The sequence below is a fragment of the Myroides fluvii genome (assembly GCF_009792295.1).
Lineage (GTDB): Bacteria > Bacteroidota > Bacteroidia > Flavobacteriales > Flavobacteriaceae > Flavobacterium > Flavobacterium fluvii_A.
The window spans coordinates 1890088-1907083 of sequence record NZ_CP039934.1 but is presented as its reverse complement, the minus strand read 5'-3'; the positions used below and the strand labels follow the sequence as shown (position 1 = coordinate 1907083).

18 protein-coding genes are annotated in these 16996 nt (G+C 37.3%); 11 read left to right on the top strand and 7 right to left on the bottom strand.

What is annotated here, in order from left to right; translation table 11 throughout:
* Nucleotides 1–134: 134 nt before the first annotated feature.
* Nucleotides 135–1520 carry an NAD(P)-binding domain-containing protein gene (locus FBR08_RS08705; protein ID WP_158962376.1) on the bottom strand — a complete coding sequence of 462 codons (1386 nt, stop codon included), beginning with the start codon at nucleotides 1518–1520 and terminating at the stop codon, nucleotides 135–137.
* 394 nt (nucleotides 1521–1914) lie between these two features.
* Here FBR08_RS08705 and FBR08_RS08700 point away from each other — a divergent pair, with 394 nt between their 5' ends.
* Nucleotides 1915–2205 (top strand): hypothetical protein, encoded by a 291-nt coding sequence (locus FBR08_RS08700; RefSeq protein ID WP_158962375.1) that lies wholly within the window; start codon nucleotides 1915–1917, stop codon nucleotides 2203–2205.
* 34 nt (nucleotides 2206–2239) lie between these two features.
* On the opposite strand, the gene FBR08_RS08695 is transcribed toward FBR08_RS08700, so the two are convergent.
* The 4 genes from FBR08_RS08695 to FBR08_RS08680 form a co-directional block, all read right to left on the bottom strand.
* Complete coding sequence (locus FBR08_RS08695; protein ID WP_158962374.1) at nucleotides 2240–3178, bottom strand: ketopantoate reductase family protein; 939 nt, start codon at nucleotides 3176–3178, stop codon at nucleotides 2240–2242.
* A gap of 118 nt (nucleotides 3179–3296) precedes the next feature.
* The gene (locus tag FBR08_RS08690) at nucleotides 3297–5477 is read right to left on the bottom strand and encodes a polyribonucleotide nucleotidyltransferase (protein WP_158962373.1); all 2181 of its coding nucleotides are present in this window, start codon (nucleotides 5475–5477) and stop codon (nucleotides 3297–3299) included.
* 170 nt (nucleotides 5478–5647) lie between these two features.
* Complete coding sequence (rpsO, locus tag FBR08_RS08685; protein WP_002987657.1) at nucleotides 5648–5917, bottom strand: 30S ribosomal protein S15; 270 nt, start codon at nucleotides 5915–5917, stop codon at nucleotides 5648–5650.
* Nucleotides 5918–6056: 139 nt separating this feature from the next.
* Nucleotides 6057–6518 (bottom strand): GAF domain-containing protein, encoded by a 462-nt coding sequence (locus FBR08_RS08680; protein WP_158962372.1) that lies wholly within the window; start codon nucleotides 6516–6518, stop codon nucleotides 6057–6059.
* A gap of 128 nt (nucleotides 6519–6646) precedes the next feature.
* Between FBR08_RS08680 and FBR08_RS08675 the strand changes: the two genes are divergently transcribed.
* The 3 genes from FBR08_RS08675 (at nucleotide 6647) to FBR08_RS08665 (ending at nucleotide 9804) form a co-directional block, all read left to right on the top strand.
* Nucleotides 6647–7123, top strand: a complete 477-nt coding sequence (locus FBR08_RS08675) for an HYC_CC_PP family protein (RefSeq protein ID WP_449406765.1) — start codon at nucleotides 6647–6649, stop codon at nucleotides 7121–7123.
* Nucleotides 7124–7203: 80 nt separating this feature from the next.
* Entirely contained in the window at nucleotides 7204–9447 is a 2244-nt protein-coding gene (locus FBR08_RS08670) for a TonB-dependent receptor plug domain-containing protein (RefSeq protein ID WP_158962370.1), read from the top strand.
* 21 nt (nucleotides 9448–9468) lie between these two features.
* Complete coding sequence (locus tag FBR08_RS08665; protein ID WP_158962369.1) at nucleotides 9469–9804, top strand: heavy-metal-associated domain-containing protein; 336 nt, start codon at nucleotides 9469–9471, stop codon at nucleotides 9802–9804.
* 429 nt (nucleotides 9805–10233) lie between these two features.
* Here the strand turns inward: FBR08_RS08665 and FBR08_RS08660 are convergent, their stop codons facing one another.
* Both FBR08_RS08660 and FBR08_RS08655 read right to left on the bottom strand, forming a co-directional pair.
* Nucleotides 10234–10545 carry a helix-turn-helix domain-containing protein gene (locus FBR08_RS08660; protein WP_158962368.1) on the bottom strand — a complete coding sequence of 104 codons (312 nt, stop codon included), beginning with the start codon at nucleotides 10543–10545 and terminating at the stop codon, nucleotides 10234–10236.
* Nucleotides 10546–10548: 3 nt separating this feature from the next.
* Nucleotides 10549–10947 carry a helix-turn-helix domain-containing protein gene (locus FBR08_RS08655; protein ID WP_158962367.1) on the bottom strand — a complete coding sequence of 133 codons (399 nt, stop codon included), beginning with the start codon at nucleotides 10945–10947 and terminating at the stop codon, nucleotides 10549–10551.
* A 231-nt stretch (nucleotides 10948–11178) separates the two neighbouring features.
* Here FBR08_RS08655 and FBR08_RS08650 point away from each other — a divergent pair, with 231 nt between their 5' ends.
* From FBR08_RS08650 to FBR08_RS08620, 7 genes are all read left to right on the top strand, one after another.
* Nucleotides 11179–11361 carry a hypothetical protein gene (locus FBR08_RS08650; RefSeq protein ID WP_158962366.1) on the top strand — a complete coding sequence of 61 codons (183 nt, stop codon included), beginning with the start codon at nucleotides 11179–11181 and terminating at the stop codon, nucleotides 11359–11361.
* Nucleotides 11362–11428: 67 nt separating this feature from the next.
* A complete protein-coding gene (locus tag FBR08_RS08645) occupies nucleotides 11429–11983 on the top strand; it encodes a response regulator transcription factor (RefSeq protein WP_158962365.1) in 555 nt (184 codons plus the stop codon).
* Nucleotides 11984–11992: 9 nt separating this feature from the next.
* Complete coding sequence (locus FBR08_RS08640) at nucleotides 11993–12457, top strand: hypothetical protein (protein ID WP_158962364.1); 465 nt, start codon at nucleotides 11993–11995, stop codon at nucleotides 12455–12457.
* The gene (gene dnaG / locus FBR08_RS08635) at nucleotides 12447–15893 is read left to right on the top strand and encodes a DNA primase (RefSeq protein WP_158962363.1); all 3447 of its coding nucleotides are present in this window, start codon (nucleotides 12447–12449) and stop codon (nucleotides 15891–15893) included. Before FBR08_RS08640 ends, dnaG begins: the two co-directional genes overlap by 11 nt.
* Nucleotides 15874–16143 (top strand): hypothetical protein, encoded by a 270-nt coding sequence (locus FBR08_RS08630; RefSeq protein ID WP_158962362.1) that lies wholly within the window; start codon nucleotides 15874–15876, stop codon nucleotides 16141–16143. The genes dnaG and FBR08_RS08630 overlap by 20 nt, the downstream gene beginning before the upstream one ends.
* Entirely contained in the window at nucleotides 16127–16447 is a 321-nt protein-coding gene (locus FBR08_RS08625) for a hypothetical protein (protein ID WP_158962361.1), read from the top strand. The genes FBR08_RS08630 and FBR08_RS08625 overlap by 17 nt, the downstream gene beginning before the upstream one ends.
* Nucleotides 16448–16453: 6 nt before the next feature.
* A complete protein-coding gene (locus tag FBR08_RS08620; RefSeq protein WP_158962360.1) occupies nucleotides 16454–16996 on the top strand; it encodes a phage antirepressor N-terminal domain-containing protein in 543 nt (180 codons plus the stop codon).

Here is a 16996-nt window from a genome sequence, read left to right as displayed (position 1 = left end):
TACGTACAGTTACATCAAAAAGTTACAATATTTTTAAAAATATTTTCTTTTTGTAACATTCTAAAAACAAAAAGCCCTAAAAACATGATTTTTAAGGCTTTGTAAAAACAATTTAATTATACTAATCGCAACGATTAATAATAATTGACTTTACTTAGTTCTTTTTCATCTGCTTCTACCTCATCCAAGTAACGTTCTAAACTATCGTCTAATTCTTTCATCCAAACCGTATGGTGTTCTTCTGCGGTTACATTGGTCATCACAGAAGTATACACTTGATCTCGATATGTTAGAATATCTATTTCTTTGGAGTCTAAGTAGCGTTTAAACATTTCCCCTACCTCCTCAATATTAAAGGTTGGATAATCCGTCAAACCGATTAAATCTTTAATATAAGCCGTTTGAAAATCTACTTGTTCGTTACTTGTCTTTGTTTGTTCCTCTTCTTTTAGCCAATTGGAAATATCGGCGTTGCGTTGCTCTTTTGTAGGAAGTGCTATTCGCCCTAACATATAATCTCGCGCAAACCAAGCCTGAGCGTCAAACATATTAAACGTATAGTATTGGTCTTGCATCCCTAAGAATATTAGGCGTTCATTTTCATTGAATACCACTCCTTTGTATAAGTTATCTGGATAGAGACAGTTCTTCGTTTTTAAACGCAAATTATCCGGTAAGAAAGGGAATTTATGCTGGTATCCTGTACACAATACAACTGCATCAAATTCTTTGGATGTACCATCTTTAAAGAAGGCTTTATTATCTTCAAAGTGGGTTACAATCGTCTTTTCTTCTACTCCCTTTGGCCATTTAACCCCGATAGGATTGGTTCGATAAGAAATGGTAACCGATTTACTTCCGTGCTTGAAACACTGTACCCCGATATCTTCCGCCGAATAACTACTTCCAATCAGTAAGATATCTTTGTCTATAAATTGATCCGCACCACGGAAATCGTGTGCGTGCATTACGGTTCCGGGGAAGTTATCAATTCCCTTAAAGAAAGGCATATTAGGTGTAGAGAAATGTCCTGTACCCAATACCAAGTAATCAAAGAACTCCTCAAAGGTTTCATTTTTAACTAAGTCATCAAAAATAACGCGGAATTGCTTTTTGTCTTCTAAGTAATCTACCCAACGAGCTACCGTATTAAATTTGATATACTCCCTTGCATTACTCTGTTTAATACGCCCTTCAATATAATCGAAGAGTACCTCTCTTGGTGGATAAGAGGAAATCGGCTGTTTGAAGTGATCCATAAAGGTATAATCCGCAAATTCCAAACATTCTTTAGGCCCGTTGGACCACAAGTATTTATACATACTTCCGTGTAACGGTTCTCCGTATTTTCCTACACCTGTACGCCAAGTATAGTTCCACATTCCACCCCAATTATCTTGTTTCTCATAACACTTGATTTCAGGAATGGGATTCCCTTTTTTCTGTTCTGATTCAAAAGCTCTTAACATAGCAAGTCCGCTTGGACCTGCTCCAATAATTCCTACTTTAAAATTAGTCATTATATACTACTATTTTAGGCCCCGATCTTTCATTTGAAATGGAGCTAATTAATAAACGATATTTTAGATTTCATCAAAGAAAGAATCTAGTACGCAGATTCTTACAGACACTCCTTTTGAGTGATTTGATAGGTCATCAAAAGAGACAACCTAATAAAGGAGAACCTCGAAAGGTTCTTACTAGACAAAGAGGATAACCCTCTATATATGTATGCCTAATTGCAAGTGATTTTTATCAATCACTTTACAGCTGATATAGCAAATATAAGCATTTTTTTAGACCTAACCAAATCAACTCTTTTTTAACTACCTAAAAATCAAGCAATAAATAAATATCAACCCCATATCAGGAATATAAAAAAAGTATATCTTTACTCTAACCAAAAACAAAAAAATGAATCAAATACCTAAATTTACCTTTGCATTACACGGTCTATCTTTCCTTAGTACGTTGTTGATTATTGGCTTTGCCCTTTTAAGTCGCACGGGAACTAACGGAATCTACACGTATAGACTTCTAGGTGCGATATACGAACTTTTATGGTTACCACTACTTGCAGCTTTATTCGGGATTCCTTTGGTATGGCTTGTATTAGCGATAAAGAAAAAAACAGCTTGGAGCAACTTAATTCTCCCTTGTATTTTATCAGGAATAACGATATTGTATCTCATGTTATCACAATAAGAAAGAGCCGTAAAAAAACGGCTCTTTCTATTTATTACCTCCCATAATGACCTTGTTGTTCCTTTAAAACACCGTACATTTTTTGATAGGTATGAACTTTTATTTGCAAACGTTCTCCTTCACGAATAAAGTAGCCAGCCATCACTTCCAGTTCTGTCTGAGACTTATTACTTATGAAATCACTGTGCATCGACGTGGTAGAATCAAAGGGAATCGCCGCCAAACGCTGCATCACTACTTCGACGATATCCTCGGTTAAATTCACATCCTTCGCCTTCGCTATTGCGCTAGCTTCTGTAACTAATGCATGAATTATCGCTGGATAATCACGCATCACTACACCAAAGGAGCAATTGTAAAAAGCAGTGGCCACGGCAGAAGAAGAAACTAGAATATACTTTTCCCAAACTTCTGTCGCGATCTCTTGGGTGCAGATAGAATTGATTCCCGCTGCTTGTAATAAATGATTCATCTGAAGCATCAAGGGAGTAATTTTTTCCGTTCGACCAAATACAATTTTTTGTCTTCCACTGGGATTGTCAATTACACCGGTCTCTTTTAGACGAGAAACCATATAAGTACATCCTTGCCATATTTCAGCTTCTACTTCTCGATCGAGCTTTTCAAAGGCTTCAACCCCATTCAAAAGAGGCAAAATAACCGTGTTTTTAGCAACGATTGTCTTCAAATCAACAATTACCTCGTCCAAGTCATATTCTTTTGTACAAAGGAGTATAAAATCCATTTTACCCAAATCTTGCACTCTTTCTACCACTCGTGTTGGTTTACCGACGACCGAATGGTCTTTCGAAAGCACGGTGAGTCCATGTTTTTTGATTTGTTCACCGTGTACCCCTCTTGCGACAAAATGAATCGTTACTTGTGGTTCTTGTTCAAAATGATGCGCCAACAATCCCCCATAAAATCCGCCAACCCCTCCTAAACCAATGATTCCTATATTTATTTTACTCATTTCTGTATTTCTATATTGTGTTTTAAAGATACTCAAAAACCAAGAAAACGCATTATTCCCAGCGGGTTTAAAACAAAAAAACACCTCAAATGAGGTGTTTTTTATATGATGATAAGAATTACTTCTTTTCTTCTGTTTTTGCTCCTTGAGCTCCTTCTGGTTTGTTACCTTCTGGTTTATTCTCTCTTGGAGGACGAGGCATAAGCGCTTTTCTAGAAACTTTTGGCTTTCTAGTTTTTGGATCAATTCCCATGTATTTCACTTCCAACTCATCTCCAATTTTCAATACATCTGAAGGATTTTCAATGCGTTTCCAATCAAATTCAGACACGTGAAGTAACGTTTCTTTACCTGGTACAAATTCTACAACTGCACCGAAGTCAAGCATTTTCACTACTTTCACTTTATATACATCTCCTTCTACTGGAGAGAAGATTGTATTGCTAATTGAAGCTAAAGCTCTATCCATACCTGCTTGGTCCGTACCCAATACTTCGATTAAACCAAAGTCACCCTCTTCGTTAATAACGATAGTAGTACCTGTTTCTGCTTGAAGTGCTTGAATATTTTTACCACCAGGTCCGATCACTGCACCGATAAAATCTTTAGGGATAGTAACGGTAATAATTTTAGGAGCTTTAGGTTTCACTGTTTCATTAGGAACAGCGATTGTTTCTTCTAATAATCCAAGGATATGTAGACGTCCATCAAGTGCTTGTTTCAACGCTTGTTCCATGATATCATAAGCTAATCCATCGATTTTAATATCCATTTGACAAGCTGTGATACCATCTCTAGTACCTGTAACTTTAAAGTCCATATCTCCTAAGTGATCTTCATCACCTAAAATATCAGACAATACAGCCCAACGTCCAGTTTTAGCATCTGAGATTAATCCCATAGCAATACCAGAAACGGGTTTCACTAATTGGATACCAGCATCCATCAAAGCTAATGTACCTGCACAAACGGTTGCCATAGAAGACGACCCATTTGATTCTAATACTTCAGACACTAGACGAATTGTATAAGGACAATCAGCAGGGATCATGTTTTTCAATGCACGTTGTGCTAGGTTACCATGTCCTACCTCTCTACGAGATGTACCTCTTAACGGTTTAGCTTCTCCTGTTGAGAATGGAGGGAAGTTATAGTGTAAATAAAATCTTTCTTCTCCTTGTTCACTAGGTAAATCAATGATATTTGCATCTCTTGATGTACCTAAAGTAACAGTAGCTAACGCTTGTGTTTCACCACGAGTAAACAAAGATGATCCGTGTACTGAAGGTAAGTAATCAACTTCACTCCAAATTGGGCGAATTTCAGTTGTTTTACGACCATCTAAACGGATATTTTGATCTAAGATTAAGTTGCGTACTGCTTCTTTTTGTGTTTTCTTGAAGTAAGTACTGATTAATTCAGCCTTTTCAACTAAATCCTCTTCTGAGAATAGAGTCAATACTTCTTCTTTCACCTCAGCAAATTTCTCACCACGCTCGCTCTTACCACTAGCATGAGAAGCGATTTCGTATAATTTAGCATAAGCGGCATCATACACGATTTTTTCTACTTCAGCATCTGTTGGTTCTGGTTCATACTCACGGAAAGTAAGACCTAGAGCTGCACGCATTTTTTCTTGTGCTTCGATTTGAACTTTGATTGCTTCATGTGCAAATTTAATTGCATCAATCATATCTTGTTCTGAGATTTCTCTCATTTCACCCTCTACCATACATACAGAGTCTTTAGAAGCACCGATCATCATATCTAGATCAGAAGCATCTAACTGCTCTCTTGATGGGTTGATAATGAATTGTCCGTCTACACGACCAACTCTTACCTCAGAGATTGAATTGTAAAAAGGAATATCTGACACAGCTAATGCTGCAGAAGCAGCTAAACCAGCTAATGCATCAGGCATTACGTTTTCGTCATGAGACATCAACTGAATCATCACTTGTGTTTCCGCATGGTAATCATCTGGGAACAAAGGGCGCAAACAACGGTCAACTAGACGCATTGTCAACACTTCTTGGTCACTAGGACGAGCCTCGCGTTTAAAAAAGCCTCCTGGAAAACGTCCAGCAGCAGCGAATTTTTCTCTGTAATCTACAGTTAAAGGAAGGAAGTCCACACCTGGATTTGCCGTTCTCGCAGAAACAGCTGTAGCTAAAAGCATACAGTCTCCCATACGAACAACAACAGAACCATCTGCTTGTTTCGCTAATTTCCCCGTTTCGATTGAGATGCTACGTCCATCTCCTAAATCGATAATTTCTTTGGTTACCTTAGGAATCATAATAATTTAATACTTTAGGGTTTCTGTCTCTCCAAAGAGAGACGTAAAATGTGTTGTGTGTGTTGTGTTGTGTGTTGTGTAGTATATGAAACCCAATGAAAAACCAGATCTAACTCTGCTAAAGGCAAAAAAACAAAAAGAGGCGCGCAGGCACCTCTTTCCTATATTGATTATTTTCTAATACCCAATACTTTAATGATCTCACGATATCTGTTAATCTCAGTTTTCTTTAAGTAGTCAAGAAGTCTTCTTCTTTTACCTACTAAAAGAACTAATGAACGCTCCGTGTTGTAATCTTTACGATTTCTTTTTAAGTGCTCAGTTAAGTGAGAGATTCTGTAAGTGAACAAAGCAATTTGTCCTTCTGCAGATCCTGTGTTTGCAGCTACACCTCCGTGTTGTTGGAAGATCTCAGCTTTTTTTTCTTTCGTTAAATACATGCCAATATTCTTTAATGATTTTTATGTACGAATTCTAGTCTTCTAAAATTCAAATGCAAAGTTACTTTTATTTTTCAAACCACCATCACAGTTCTATATTTTTTTTCAAAAAAATAATAAATTCCACTGTAACATCACTTTATAGGTAAAGTAATGCAACCTGTTCATTCAGTGTTTCCAAGAAATCCTGATCCTCTTGGGTAAAGGCATTTAGCGTATGTGAATCGATATCAATTTGTCCAATATTTTTTCCTTCCACAAATAAAGGCACGACAATTTCTGATTTCACCGTCATGCTGCAAGCGATATAATTACCTTGTGCGCTCACATCCTCCACTAAAAACGTTTGATTGCTTTCTGCTACTTGCCCGCAAATGCCCTTGCCAAATGGAATAACGGTATGATCGGTAGCCTCTCCTGTATACGGCCCTAAATGCAACAAGCGTTTTTCTGGTTCAGCAAAATAAAATCCCACCCAATCGTAATGAGGCACTTTATTTTCTAATAAGTTGCAAATGGCTTGTAACTTTTCTGTCACACTAGCTTGTCCTGCTATCATGTGCTTCGCTTCTTCTAAAAGCGTTGAATATAACGTCTGCATGTTCTACTGTTTTATTCAATCAAAGGTACAATTTCTGTTGTAGTCATTTTTTCTTTTTTCGCCCCTAAAAATTGAACAAAAAACGTTCTACTCTATTGAAATCCTGCTTTTTTTCTTATTTTTGTTCCATGCTAAAGAAAAGACTTGTCAGTATCTGGTTTTTGTTGATTTTCCTATTTTCAAACATAGGATGGTCCATGAGCGTACATTATTGTCAAGGCGAAGCACATTACAGTCCGTTGCGTTATACCCATACGCACCAAGAAAAGGGCTGTTCCATGGAAATGGAAATGGAAATGGAAATAGAAAAACAACAAGAAAAAGCTTGTTGTTCAACCAAGGTTGCCGTTGAAAAACCGGTCAAAAAATTCGCCGACAAAAAGTGTTGTCAAGATGAATTGATTAAGTCCAATCCTTCGGATCACAATATTCAGCATGTATATGCTCACTATTTTGATTTTATTCTTCCTGATTACGCTTGGACCACTTATTCAAACTACCCCGTTGATTTTCCTGTTCAGCAACAAGAAACTTTAGCATACTATATGGAGGCTCACGCTCCTCCACTCTATCAATTATATTGTCGCTTAGTACTTTACGCATAGTTATTATCCCTACATTTTTCGTTTGACTTATTTTTTTAAGTCCAACTTCTTTATTATGTATTAACAATTACACGTAAAAAATGATCAAACATTTAGTTACCCTTGTTGTATTAACAGCGGGTACTTCGCTATATGCACAACAGACGATTACAGGACAAATCGTTGATGAAACACATACCCCTATTATTGGAGCTTCCGTTTTTTATGCCCATCAATCGATTGGTGTTGCTACGGATATGCAAGGGAAATTCACCTTAACCTTTATTGAGAAAGCGCCCTTGACCATTTCGTATATTGGGTATAAAACGCAAACGCTAACTCCCCAAGAAGGACAATCTTATCACCTTATTTTACAACCCGAGGAATCGCTAGATGAAGTAATCATCAAAACCAAACAGCGCAACACGACACGTTCCATCAAAGGAACGACCAATAGCTTCACGATGAATAGCGGAGAATTATTAAAAGCCGCTTGTTGTAACATTTCAGAGGCTTTTGAAACCAACCCTTCTATTGATGTTAACTATACGGATGCCATAACGGGAACCAAACAAATTAAAATGTTGGGATTAACCAGTCCGTATATTCTCATTGCAGAAGAGAACATTCCCTCTGTTCGAGGGGCTTCTCAAATTTACGGATTGACTTTTACACCAGGAACCTGGGTAGAAAGTATTCAAGTCACCAAAGGAGCTGGAACAGTAATCAATGGTTATGAAAGTATTTCGGGCCAATTGAATACAGAATTGATAAAACCCGCCACGGATCGTCCGTTCTATTTAAATCTATACGGTTCTAATGACGAGCGTTTTGAGGCGAATATTCACGGCAATTACCGTTTAAACGACAAATGGAGTTCTTCTCTATTCATCCACGGAAACGTAAGAACTGGAGATCACGATAAAAATCACGACGGTTTCTTGGATATGCCGAAAGGAGAACAGATCAACGTGATGAATCGCTGGCAATACATCAATCCAGAAAAAGGCGTAGTGAGTTTTATCACAGCCCGTTATATGAAAGACAATAAAGTAGCTGGGCAAGTTGACTTTGACAAAAAGAAGGACAAGGGTTCAACAGTTCTTTGGGGATCTGAAATCAACACGGAAAAAATCGATTTATCCACTAAGATAGGTTATGTATTTCCTGATTTGCCTTTTCAAAGCGCAGGATTGCAAGTGGCCTACAACTACCACAAACAGGACTCTTATTTTGGGTTAAACTTGTATGATATCAAGCAAAATAGCTTGTACTCTAATCTAGTTTTTAATTCGATTATCAGCAATACACTTCACAAATTTACAACAGGACTTAGCTTTACGTTAGATCAGTATACCGAACAAGTATTCGTTCCTGGTATCGATGGGAATTTCAATAGAACGGACAATGCTTTAGGAGCATTTTATGAATATACCTACGACAATACAACGGATTTTAGCGTAGTTGCCGGTATGCGAGTAGACTATCACAACCGCATGGGATTGTTTGCGACGCCTCGCTTGCATTTGCGTTATAATCCGTGGGAGAATGGGGTTTTACGCGCTTCTGTAGGTAGAGGAAAACGCTTAGCCAATGTATTTGCGGAAAATCAGATTTTCTTCGCTACCAATCGCTACTTTCAGCTTGAAGGGAACAACGGCAAGATCTACGATTTAGATCCTGAAATTGCCTGGAACTACGGGTTGAGCTTTACGCAAAACTTCCATTTTATCGGTCGAAAAGGGGATGTAACCCTCGATTTTTATCGCACAGACTTCGAAAATCAAATTGTCGTAGATGCCGATTATAATGCACATCAATTATTATTCTACAACTTAGATGGCAAATCTTATGCGAATAGCTTTCAATTGGAAGTAAACTATAACCTAGCGCGCAACTTAAATTTGCGTTCTGCTTATAAATATTACGACATTGCCACAGATCAAAAGACGGGTACATTTGAAAAAGCGTATCAACCCAAACACCGTTTCTTTGCAAATTTAGAATTCACTACCAATGAAAAGGACAATGGTGCGCATTGGAAATTTGATTTTACGTATAATTGGTTGGGGAAACAACGCATCACCACTACGGAACAATATGCAGAAGTGAACCAACTAAAATCTTCCTCTAATCCCTATTCCTTGATGAATTTTCAGATTACCAAAGTATTTTCTCCTCGATTTGAATTTTATGTCGGTGGTGAAAATATGGGCAACTACAAACAACGCAATCCTATTGTTAGCGCAAGTAACCCTTTTGATACTGATTTTGATACCTCCATGGTTTATGCGCCAATTACAGGATCGATGTATTATGCGGGATTGCGATTCAAACTTGATTAATTAACTCAAACTCTTTACTATATGAAAAAATTATTTTTAACTTTAGGATTAGTCCTACTTACAACTGCAGCGGTATCTGCACAAGAAAAAGAGCAGCCAAAGCAAGTAATTGGCGTAAAAGGTCTGTGCGAAATGTGCAAAAAGCGCATTGAAAAAGCTGCTTTGGACGTAAAAGGGGTTCGCTCTGTTGATTGGTCTATTGCCGACCAACAATTGACCGTATACTTAAATCCAAAGAAAACAACGGGAAAAGAAATCCAAGAGGCTATTGCTAAAGCAGGTCATGATACAGATGCAGTAAAAGCAACGGATGAAGCTTATAATGATTTACACGGTTGTTGCAAATACCAGAGATAATAAAAATAAAAAAGCACTAACTAGCGATTAGTGCTTTTTTTCAAACAACAATATGCTATTCTGTAGCCAAACTCACAAACTACAAAATATCTTTTTCTTTTTCATAGCATTTCTCCCTATCTTCTGTAAACCATTTCGATTAAGACACTAAAACAATATTTACACAAAAGATAACAAGAAACGTAATTTCTCTTTATAGCTTTATTTTATTACACATCAAAAGTATGATACTATGCATGCATAAAACATGATTTTTATCACTTTTTAGAAAAAATAGCATAAAAAACGTTTTTTTCATAAAAAAAAGCACTTAGGAAGACCCTAAGTGCTTTTTTTTGCGTCCGCGGGAGGGGTTGCCCATCCTATTTACATTCTTATAAATCAGACGTTTACTTTTCCTATTGGTAAGTGATTGGTACGTTTGGGATTTTATTCTTCCAATTTTCGCTTAACGATTTCTTCCAAATGCTGCTTAACTACAGCACTTGCCAATAATTCATTGGTAATGGATGCCGCATCCAATATCTTGAGTTCCGGTGATCCTTCACCGGTGATTAACCAACGCGCATTTAAGTTGGGAAAATACTTCAGTGCTTTTTCTATCGTATCACTTTGCATGAATCTTCCCTCGGTTAACATGCGAGAAAGTGAATTGTAATTGACTCCAATCGCTTCTGCAAAATCTTTGCGACTTACTTTCTGAAGCTTTAGATATTCTCTTAATCGATTACCTACACTCATTACCTATTCCTTGTTTTCAATCTGTTTCACATTTTGCTCCAAAGCTTTGTCCAATAGATTGCGAACCGCATTCAATACATCCTCATCTTCAATAAACTCTCGAAGTAATTGATCTCTATCATACATCGGTTCTTCCTTTACTACTGGGTATTCTTTCTCTTGATCAATGAAATAGGAAGAAACAGTGTATTCCATGGGTCCCTTACCTGACACGAACCATCGTGCATTCAGATCTGGAAAATATGTAAATATCCTATCTAACATGTCGCTACTCATATTTCTATTGCCATTTAACAAATGTGTTAATGAAGCGTAAGACATATTTACCTCCTCAGCAAAATCAGCTCTTTTTACATCTTTATACTCTAAATATTTTTTTAATCGCAAACCTATGACTTCCATGTCTTTACATTTTATTTTAATCAAAAAGAGAAATTTTTATATCATTTTACTTTGATGATATAAAAATGTATTGTTTATTTGTAGTACAATACTAATACATAACTAATACAAGTTACAAAAATGTATCATTCATTAAAATAGTATAAACATATGATTTGCTCCGATTTAACAAACCGAATAAAAAACATCTTAGGATTCAGGTATACATCACAAATACTGGACTTCCTAGAGATGAATAGCATCTATAATGCCAAAGGAAAACCTTTTTCAAGAAGCTACATCACTCATATTGTAAATGGAATTAGAGAAGACATTAGAGTAGAAAAGGCGATTATTGAACTATGCAATAACAAGAAAAAACAATACAAAGATTTCGCTATAAAGAAGAAAGAAATATTACAAAAAGATGTATAAACAAAAAAACCCAGAGCGGTCACTCTGGGTTTAAAATCTCAATCATTAATTAAATAACAATCGAAAAATGCAAGACAAATTTACACAAAAAAACATTATATCTGGTCTTTTACCTACAGATAATAACATTGAAATATTTGGAGATAATACAGCCAGAAAAGCTTATTTCATTCAAAACGGTAAAATAAGATTAATTGATCAGTTGCCTAAAGAATTAAGAACAAAGCTATATGCGATGTTTTTAAATGATCCCATTGCATGGAGTGATTTAGGAAAACTATCTTTTAGTGAGGCATTAAACGAGTACGCATTCTGCATTTATGGTGGATTAAACAACACCCCAGATATCGTAGAAGGTGAATTTGGTCCAGCTGAAGGCTTTAGATGTTCTAAGAACTGTAAATGTGCTAGATGGCCCTCCAAACAATTAAAGTTAGATTATGGTTTTACACCAAGAGAAAAAGAAGTTTTTATGCTACTAGCTGAAGGATTGGAAGATAAAGTGATTGCAGAACAACTCTTTATTGCTCCAAGTACGGTTGGAACTCATAAAATGAGTGTATTCAGAAAATTAAAGGTTAAAAGTAAGAGAGAGGTGATGAAATTGAAAGCTCACTTTTAACTATGACCCATGAAACTAACAGTAAAGCTCACGCCTATGCTTGCTTATGAAGATTTTAAAATGTATTACGGAACTGACCTTATCCACCATTTGGGTATCGCGTTCAATCTGTTCTTTAAAAAGTCACAATTACTCAACACCTTATCAGTAACCGTAATTAAAGACTATGCAGTTCAATCCAACGACAGTGATAAAATAGAAGTACTTGTCGCTTGTCAATTGATTTATGACGACAGTGATCTACAAGCCATCAAAGTACAAAAGACCAAAGAATTTGTGCATATCACGGAGCAACTGGAGCAAGCGGAACAAACCATTAGTTTCATCCAAACCCCAAGTGTGAAAGAAGCTTTTATACAAGCGAAAGAACACAACGAAAGAAGACAAAAACAGCTCAATACAGAGCTTACTATATTACGAAGAATATTGGAGATCATAACCCTACTAAAACCCAACCAACACCATGCAGATTAAAGAAAGTTCACTAGATCGAGTAAGAGAAGCAGACATATATAATATAATCTCCCATTACGCAGAGTTAAAGAAAAGCGGGAGCTCTTGGGTTTGTAAGTCCCCACTGACCAATGAGAGCACCCCTTCTTTTCACGTGAATCCCGCGAAGAATAACTGGGTGTGTTATTCATCTGGTCAAGCCGGTGATGGAATTAAATTCGTTCGGTTGAAAGATGCATTAAATTTTGTTGAAGCGGTGGAAAAAATCGCTTCTATTTGTGGGATCACCTTAGAACACGAAGAGGTTTCTGCAGAGCAACAAGCCAAGATAGAGAAAAAGAAAAAAGCCGTTGATTTATTAAATGAAGTAACTCAAAAGTATCAAAAAGAGTACAATAACTTAGCTGATACGCATTGGGCGAAAAAGATGGTTCAGGAGAGACAATTCTCTCCTGAATCTATCTTAAACTTCCAAATTGGTTACACGCCCGGGCAACGTATTATTACTGCTCCATTGATTGAGGCTGGTCATTTTGAAATGGGAAAAACATTGGGGTTAATTTCCGTGAAAGAAGACCGCAATTCCGACTTCTTTAATGATCGCTTACTATTTCCTATTCAGAACGAAAAAGGAGAAGTAGTTGGTTTTGGTGGGCGCGCTCCTCAAGAGGTACTGCCAAAATACCTAAATAGCAAAGAAACTCCTTACTATATCAAAACCAAAGTATTATACGGATTGTACCAAGGGCGAAAACCCATTGCACAAACGGGAGTAGCCATCTTAACAGAAGGTTATACGGATGTGATTGCCTGCCATCAAAATGGTTTGGGTAATGCTATTGCTACCTGTGGAACTGCCCTTACCAAAGAACAAGCGCTTTTACTCAAGCGCTATGCACGCACTGTCATTGTGATGCGAGACAATGACTATCCAAAGGCTGTCAAAACCTTAATCGATTTAACGAAATCGATTATCCAGGATAAAAACATTGACCTAAGCGAGAAGTTTACGGGAATCAATGAATTGAACTGTGTGGAAGTCGCGCGTTTAGTTTTAAAAAAACTCAGCGATTCAGATGAAGATCAAATCATAGCCGACCAATTGGATGATCGCATTCGAGCGATTAATCCCAAAGATTTAGGCCCAGGTACTGCGGCCGCTTTTAAAGATATCGATATCCTTTTGAATTACGGATTTCGCGTACAAGTATGTTTCTTGCCCTTAGGTGAAGATCCTGATAGTTTCTCGAGAAAAGCTGATTTGAAAAAATACGTTGAGGATCATCAACAAGATGCCTTTGAATGGAAGATTACCAAGCTCAAAAATATTGCTTCAGACGATCCGGATGAAATATCAGCTTCAGTTTCTCAAACAGCTGAAATACTGCATACTATCGATGATGACATCAAGCGAAACTTATACATCGATAAAGCTGCAAAAATATTTAAGTTACCCAAAAAATCAATTACCGATGTAATCGAAGACATCCGTACTGAAATCGAACAACGCGTTGCTGCAGGTGTTCAAAATACAGAAACTGAACGAGATGAATTGAAGTTGCCTGCAGGTGCAGATATCGAAGAGTACAAAAAGTACAGTTTTGTAACAGTGGATGACAACTACCACTTCCCTGGACGCAGTGGTGGATTCTTTAGAGGAACCAACTTTAAAATCGAACCTTTATTTCACATCTATGGCCAAGTGAACAACAAGCGTATTTGTGAAGCGAATTACGACAATGGGCGTAAAAAGCTGATTGTATTTGAATCAGGTGATTTTGTTCAAAAGGCGAAGTTCGAGACCAAAATCATTGATGAAGGAAATATGGTGTTTACCGAAAACGTCAACAACAACCATTTCATTATGATGCGCAATCGAATTTTGAATTCGTTCACCAAAGCCTATGAAATTACTACCCTTGGATGGCAACCCAAAGAGAAGATATTCGCCTTTGCGGATTCCATCTATGACAAGGGAATGTTGAAAAAAGTCAATCCATATGGTATTATCGAAATTAAAAAGGAAGAATACGAAGAAGCTGACAAAGGGGATTATTTTGAAAAAGTAGACAGTTATTTCTTACCTGCCTTTTCCGCCATTTACAAGGATTTACGCGATGGTGATGATCCATACGAGAACGACCGATACTTTGTGTACAAGCAAAGTCCGGTTACGCTTCAAAAGTGGATTGAACAACTAATCAAAGTCTATGGCTATGAGAAAGCTGCGATTGGTGTCGCCTTCAATATTGCTTCCTTATTCCGTGATATCTATTTGAAACGCTATCAGTTCTTTCCACATGTATTTTGTGGTGGGGATAAAGGATCGGGGAAATCGAAGTTTGCAGAAAGCTGTGTGGCTTTATTCACCCACAAGCAAGAACCCTTCGATTTGAACTCCGGAACACCCGTTGCTTTCTTCAGACGATTGGCGCGAATTATGAACGCTCCTACGATGTTAGAAGAGTATCACGATAACTTAGATGACAAGATTTTCCAAGCGTTAAAGGGAGCTTACGATGGACGTGGACGTGAAATGGGTAAAGCAACTGGAGATAATAAAACGACAACAACCAAAGTCCATTGCTCGATGTTTATTCTATCCCAATACTTGAGTAGTCGTGATGACAACTCCTTGACCTCAAGAAGTATCATTTTAAATTTTATTAAGCCCCTGGATCCATTCACTACAGAAGAAGTGGCTGAATACAACAAGTTAAAAGCTTGGGAGGAAATGGGATTGTCCTCCATGCTCATTGATATTCTTGACTTTAGGCCGTATGTAGAAGAAAACATTCACCAAAAGTATTCCTATTACATCAGCAAATACAAAAAAGATTTAAAGGGCAAAGAGTACCAGGAACGCATGTTGCAAAACTATGTAGCCTTAATCACTCCCTTATCACTATTATCTGAAAAGATGAATTTGATTTTTGATCTAAACAAATTGTACCAACAGTTTCTAGATGCCATTCTAGATACGTCGGATCTCATTGTTGAGTCTGAAGGATTGGCAGAGTACTGGAGAGTAATTGAGTTCTTATTGGATACAAGACGCATCAACAATAAAACGCACTTCAATATTAGCAATGAACCTATTATATCGCTATACACGAGAAAAGGAGATCAACCTTTTGTTTGGAAGAATACATCCCATACAAGAGTATTATATCTGAATCAAAAAGCCTTGCATCAATTGTACCATAAGGAAGTAACAACCCGAGGAGGAGCTGAAGTAATTACAGATTCAACTATTCGAAACTACTTCAAATCGAAGAAGTATTTCATTGGTACCAAAGCTGGAGGACATCGATTTGGTGATGTCTCAACCACTGCCCTGGTGTTCAACTATGACATGATGCTCAATGGAGGCATCTTGAACCTAGACCGCACAAGTGCAAGTGAAGCTAACCCGGACAATTCAGATTTTTTTGACCATGATGCAACAGGAATCTAAAACCTATACCTGTGTACAGCTCCCTTTGGTGGTAGCGACACAGCACGATCTCGACAAATTCAAAAAGCCTGGATTTTTGTATTTCGTCAAGAATCACGAGACACAAGAATTCTATGAATATCCCTTTTACACCTATAAAGGGATGAACATTCAAGAGTTTTATCAACATTTCAATTTGGAATGTGTGTATTTGCCCATCAACCCTATAGAACTAATTTATTTAAAAAGAGAATATGAAAAAAAGATTTGAAATTAAAGCAACAGGCGCTTCACACGAAAAAGATTTCACACAGGAAGCCCAAGAAATTATCAAGGAACTACAAGCAAAACAAGTAAGCCCCATTGAACTCATTGACCGCCATGCAAAAAAAGTATTCCTCTACCGAAAAGGAAGCCACGACAAAAATTACTTTGTCCGCGAACGAGAACTGCTCACACCTGGAGAAGGAGAAAATAATCCTGAGACAGATAGCAACGCTGGAAATCACGAGAGTGAGGTGCAGCAAGTGCAAGAAGTGGTTAAACCCAAAAGAAGTAGAAACGTAAAAGAATAAGCAATTATGAACACAACAATCATCACCACCGTAAATGGAGTTAATATCGTAGAATTAGCCAATCAAATGATTCCAATCAAGCCGATTTGTGAAGCCATTGGAATTGATTTTGAACCACAGCGCAAGAAAATTTACAACGACCAATTATTAGCTTCAGTTACCTCCCTGGAGGAGGCAACTGGAGCAGACAAAAAAACGTATGAAATGGTCTGTTTACCACTAAAGTATGTTTTTGGGTGGCTATTCACTATCAACCCCAATAACGTCAAAGAAGAAGCCAAAGCCAGCGTAATTCAATACCAACGCGTTTGTTATGATGCGATATATGACTCCCTCTTTTTGAGTCGTGTTTACCTCAAGGAAATGAAAGAACGCACGGAAGCTAAACTCCAAGAGATTGAAGTGTATAAAACCAACTTCAAAGAAGCCCAGGGCAAATTGAAGCAATCTGAAGGGGAACTGAAGGAACTGCGTCAATTGAGCTTTGACGATTGGAAGCATGTGAATTTGCAAACCTCGATGTTGGATGAACCAGAGTTCGCCAATTAA

Coding starts and splice junctions, on each gene's coding strand:
- FBR08_RS08650 (WP_158962366.1), top strand. CDS start 11,179: ATGAATAGCATCTATAATGCCAAAGGAAAACCTTTTTCAAGAAGCTAC.
- FBR08_RS08670 (WP_158962370.1), top strand. CDS start 7,204: ATGATCAAACATTTAGTTACCCTTGTTGTATTAACAGCGGGTACTTCG.
- FBR08_RS08620 (WP_158962360.1), top strand. CDS start 16,454: ATGAACACAACAATCATCACCACCGTAAATGGAGTTAATATCGTAGAA.
- FBR08_RS08680 (WP_158962372.1), bottom strand. CDS start 6,518: ATGCAGACGTTATATTCAACGCTTTTAGAAGAAGCGAAGCACATGATA.
- FBR08_RS08645 (WP_158962365.1), top strand. CDS start 11,429: ATGCAAGACAAATTTACACAAAAAAACATTATATCTGGTCTTTTACCT.
- rpsO (WP_002987657.1), bottom strand. CDS start 5,917: ATGTATTTAACGAAAGAAAAAAAAGCTGAGATCTTCCAACAACACGGA.
- FBR08_RS08630 (WP_158962362.1), top strand. CDS start 15,874: ATGATGCAACAGGAATCTAAAACCTATACCTGTGTACAGCTCCCTTTG.
- FBR08_RS08655 (WP_158962367.1), bottom strand. CDS start 10,947: ATGGAAGTCATAGGTTTGCGATTAAAAAAATATTTAGAGTATAAAGAT.
- FBR08_RS08625 (WP_158962361.1), top strand. CDS start 16,127: ATGAAAAAAAGATTTGAAATTAAAGCAACAGGCGCTTCACACGAAAAA.
- FBR08_RS08675 (WP_449406765.1), top strand. CDS start 6,647: ATGCTAAAGAAAAGACTTGTCAGTATCTGGTTTTTGTTGATTTTCCTA.
- FBR08_RS08695 (WP_158962374.1), bottom strand. CDS start 3,178: ATGAGTAAAATAAATATAGGAATCATTGGTTTAGGAGGGGTTGGCGGA.
- FBR08_RS08665 (WP_158962369.1), top strand. CDS start 9,469: ATGAAAAAATTATTTTTAACTTTAGGATTAGTCCTACTTACAACTGCA.
- FBR08_RS08705 (WP_158962376.1), bottom strand. CDS start 1,520: ATGACTAATTTTAAAGTAGGAATTATTGGAGCAGGTCCAAGCGGACTT.
- FBR08_RS08640 (WP_158962364.1), top strand. CDS start 11,993: ATGAAACTAACAGTAAAGCTCACGCCTATGCTTGCTTATGAAGATTTT.
- FBR08_RS08700 (WP_158962375.1), top strand. CDS start 1,915: ATGAATCAAATACCTAAATTTACCTTTGCATTACACGGTCTATCTTTC.
- FBR08_RS08660 (WP_158962368.1), bottom strand. CDS start 10,545: ATGAGTGTAGGTAATCGATTAAGAGAATATCTAAAGCTTCAGAAAGTA.
- dnaG (WP_158962363.1), top strand. CDS start 12,447: ATGCAGATTAAAGAAAGTTCACTAGATCGAGTAAGAGAAGCAGACATA.
- FBR08_RS08690 (WP_158962373.1), bottom strand. CDS start 5,477: ATGATTCCTAAGGTAACCAAAGAAATTATCGATTTAGGAGATGGACGT.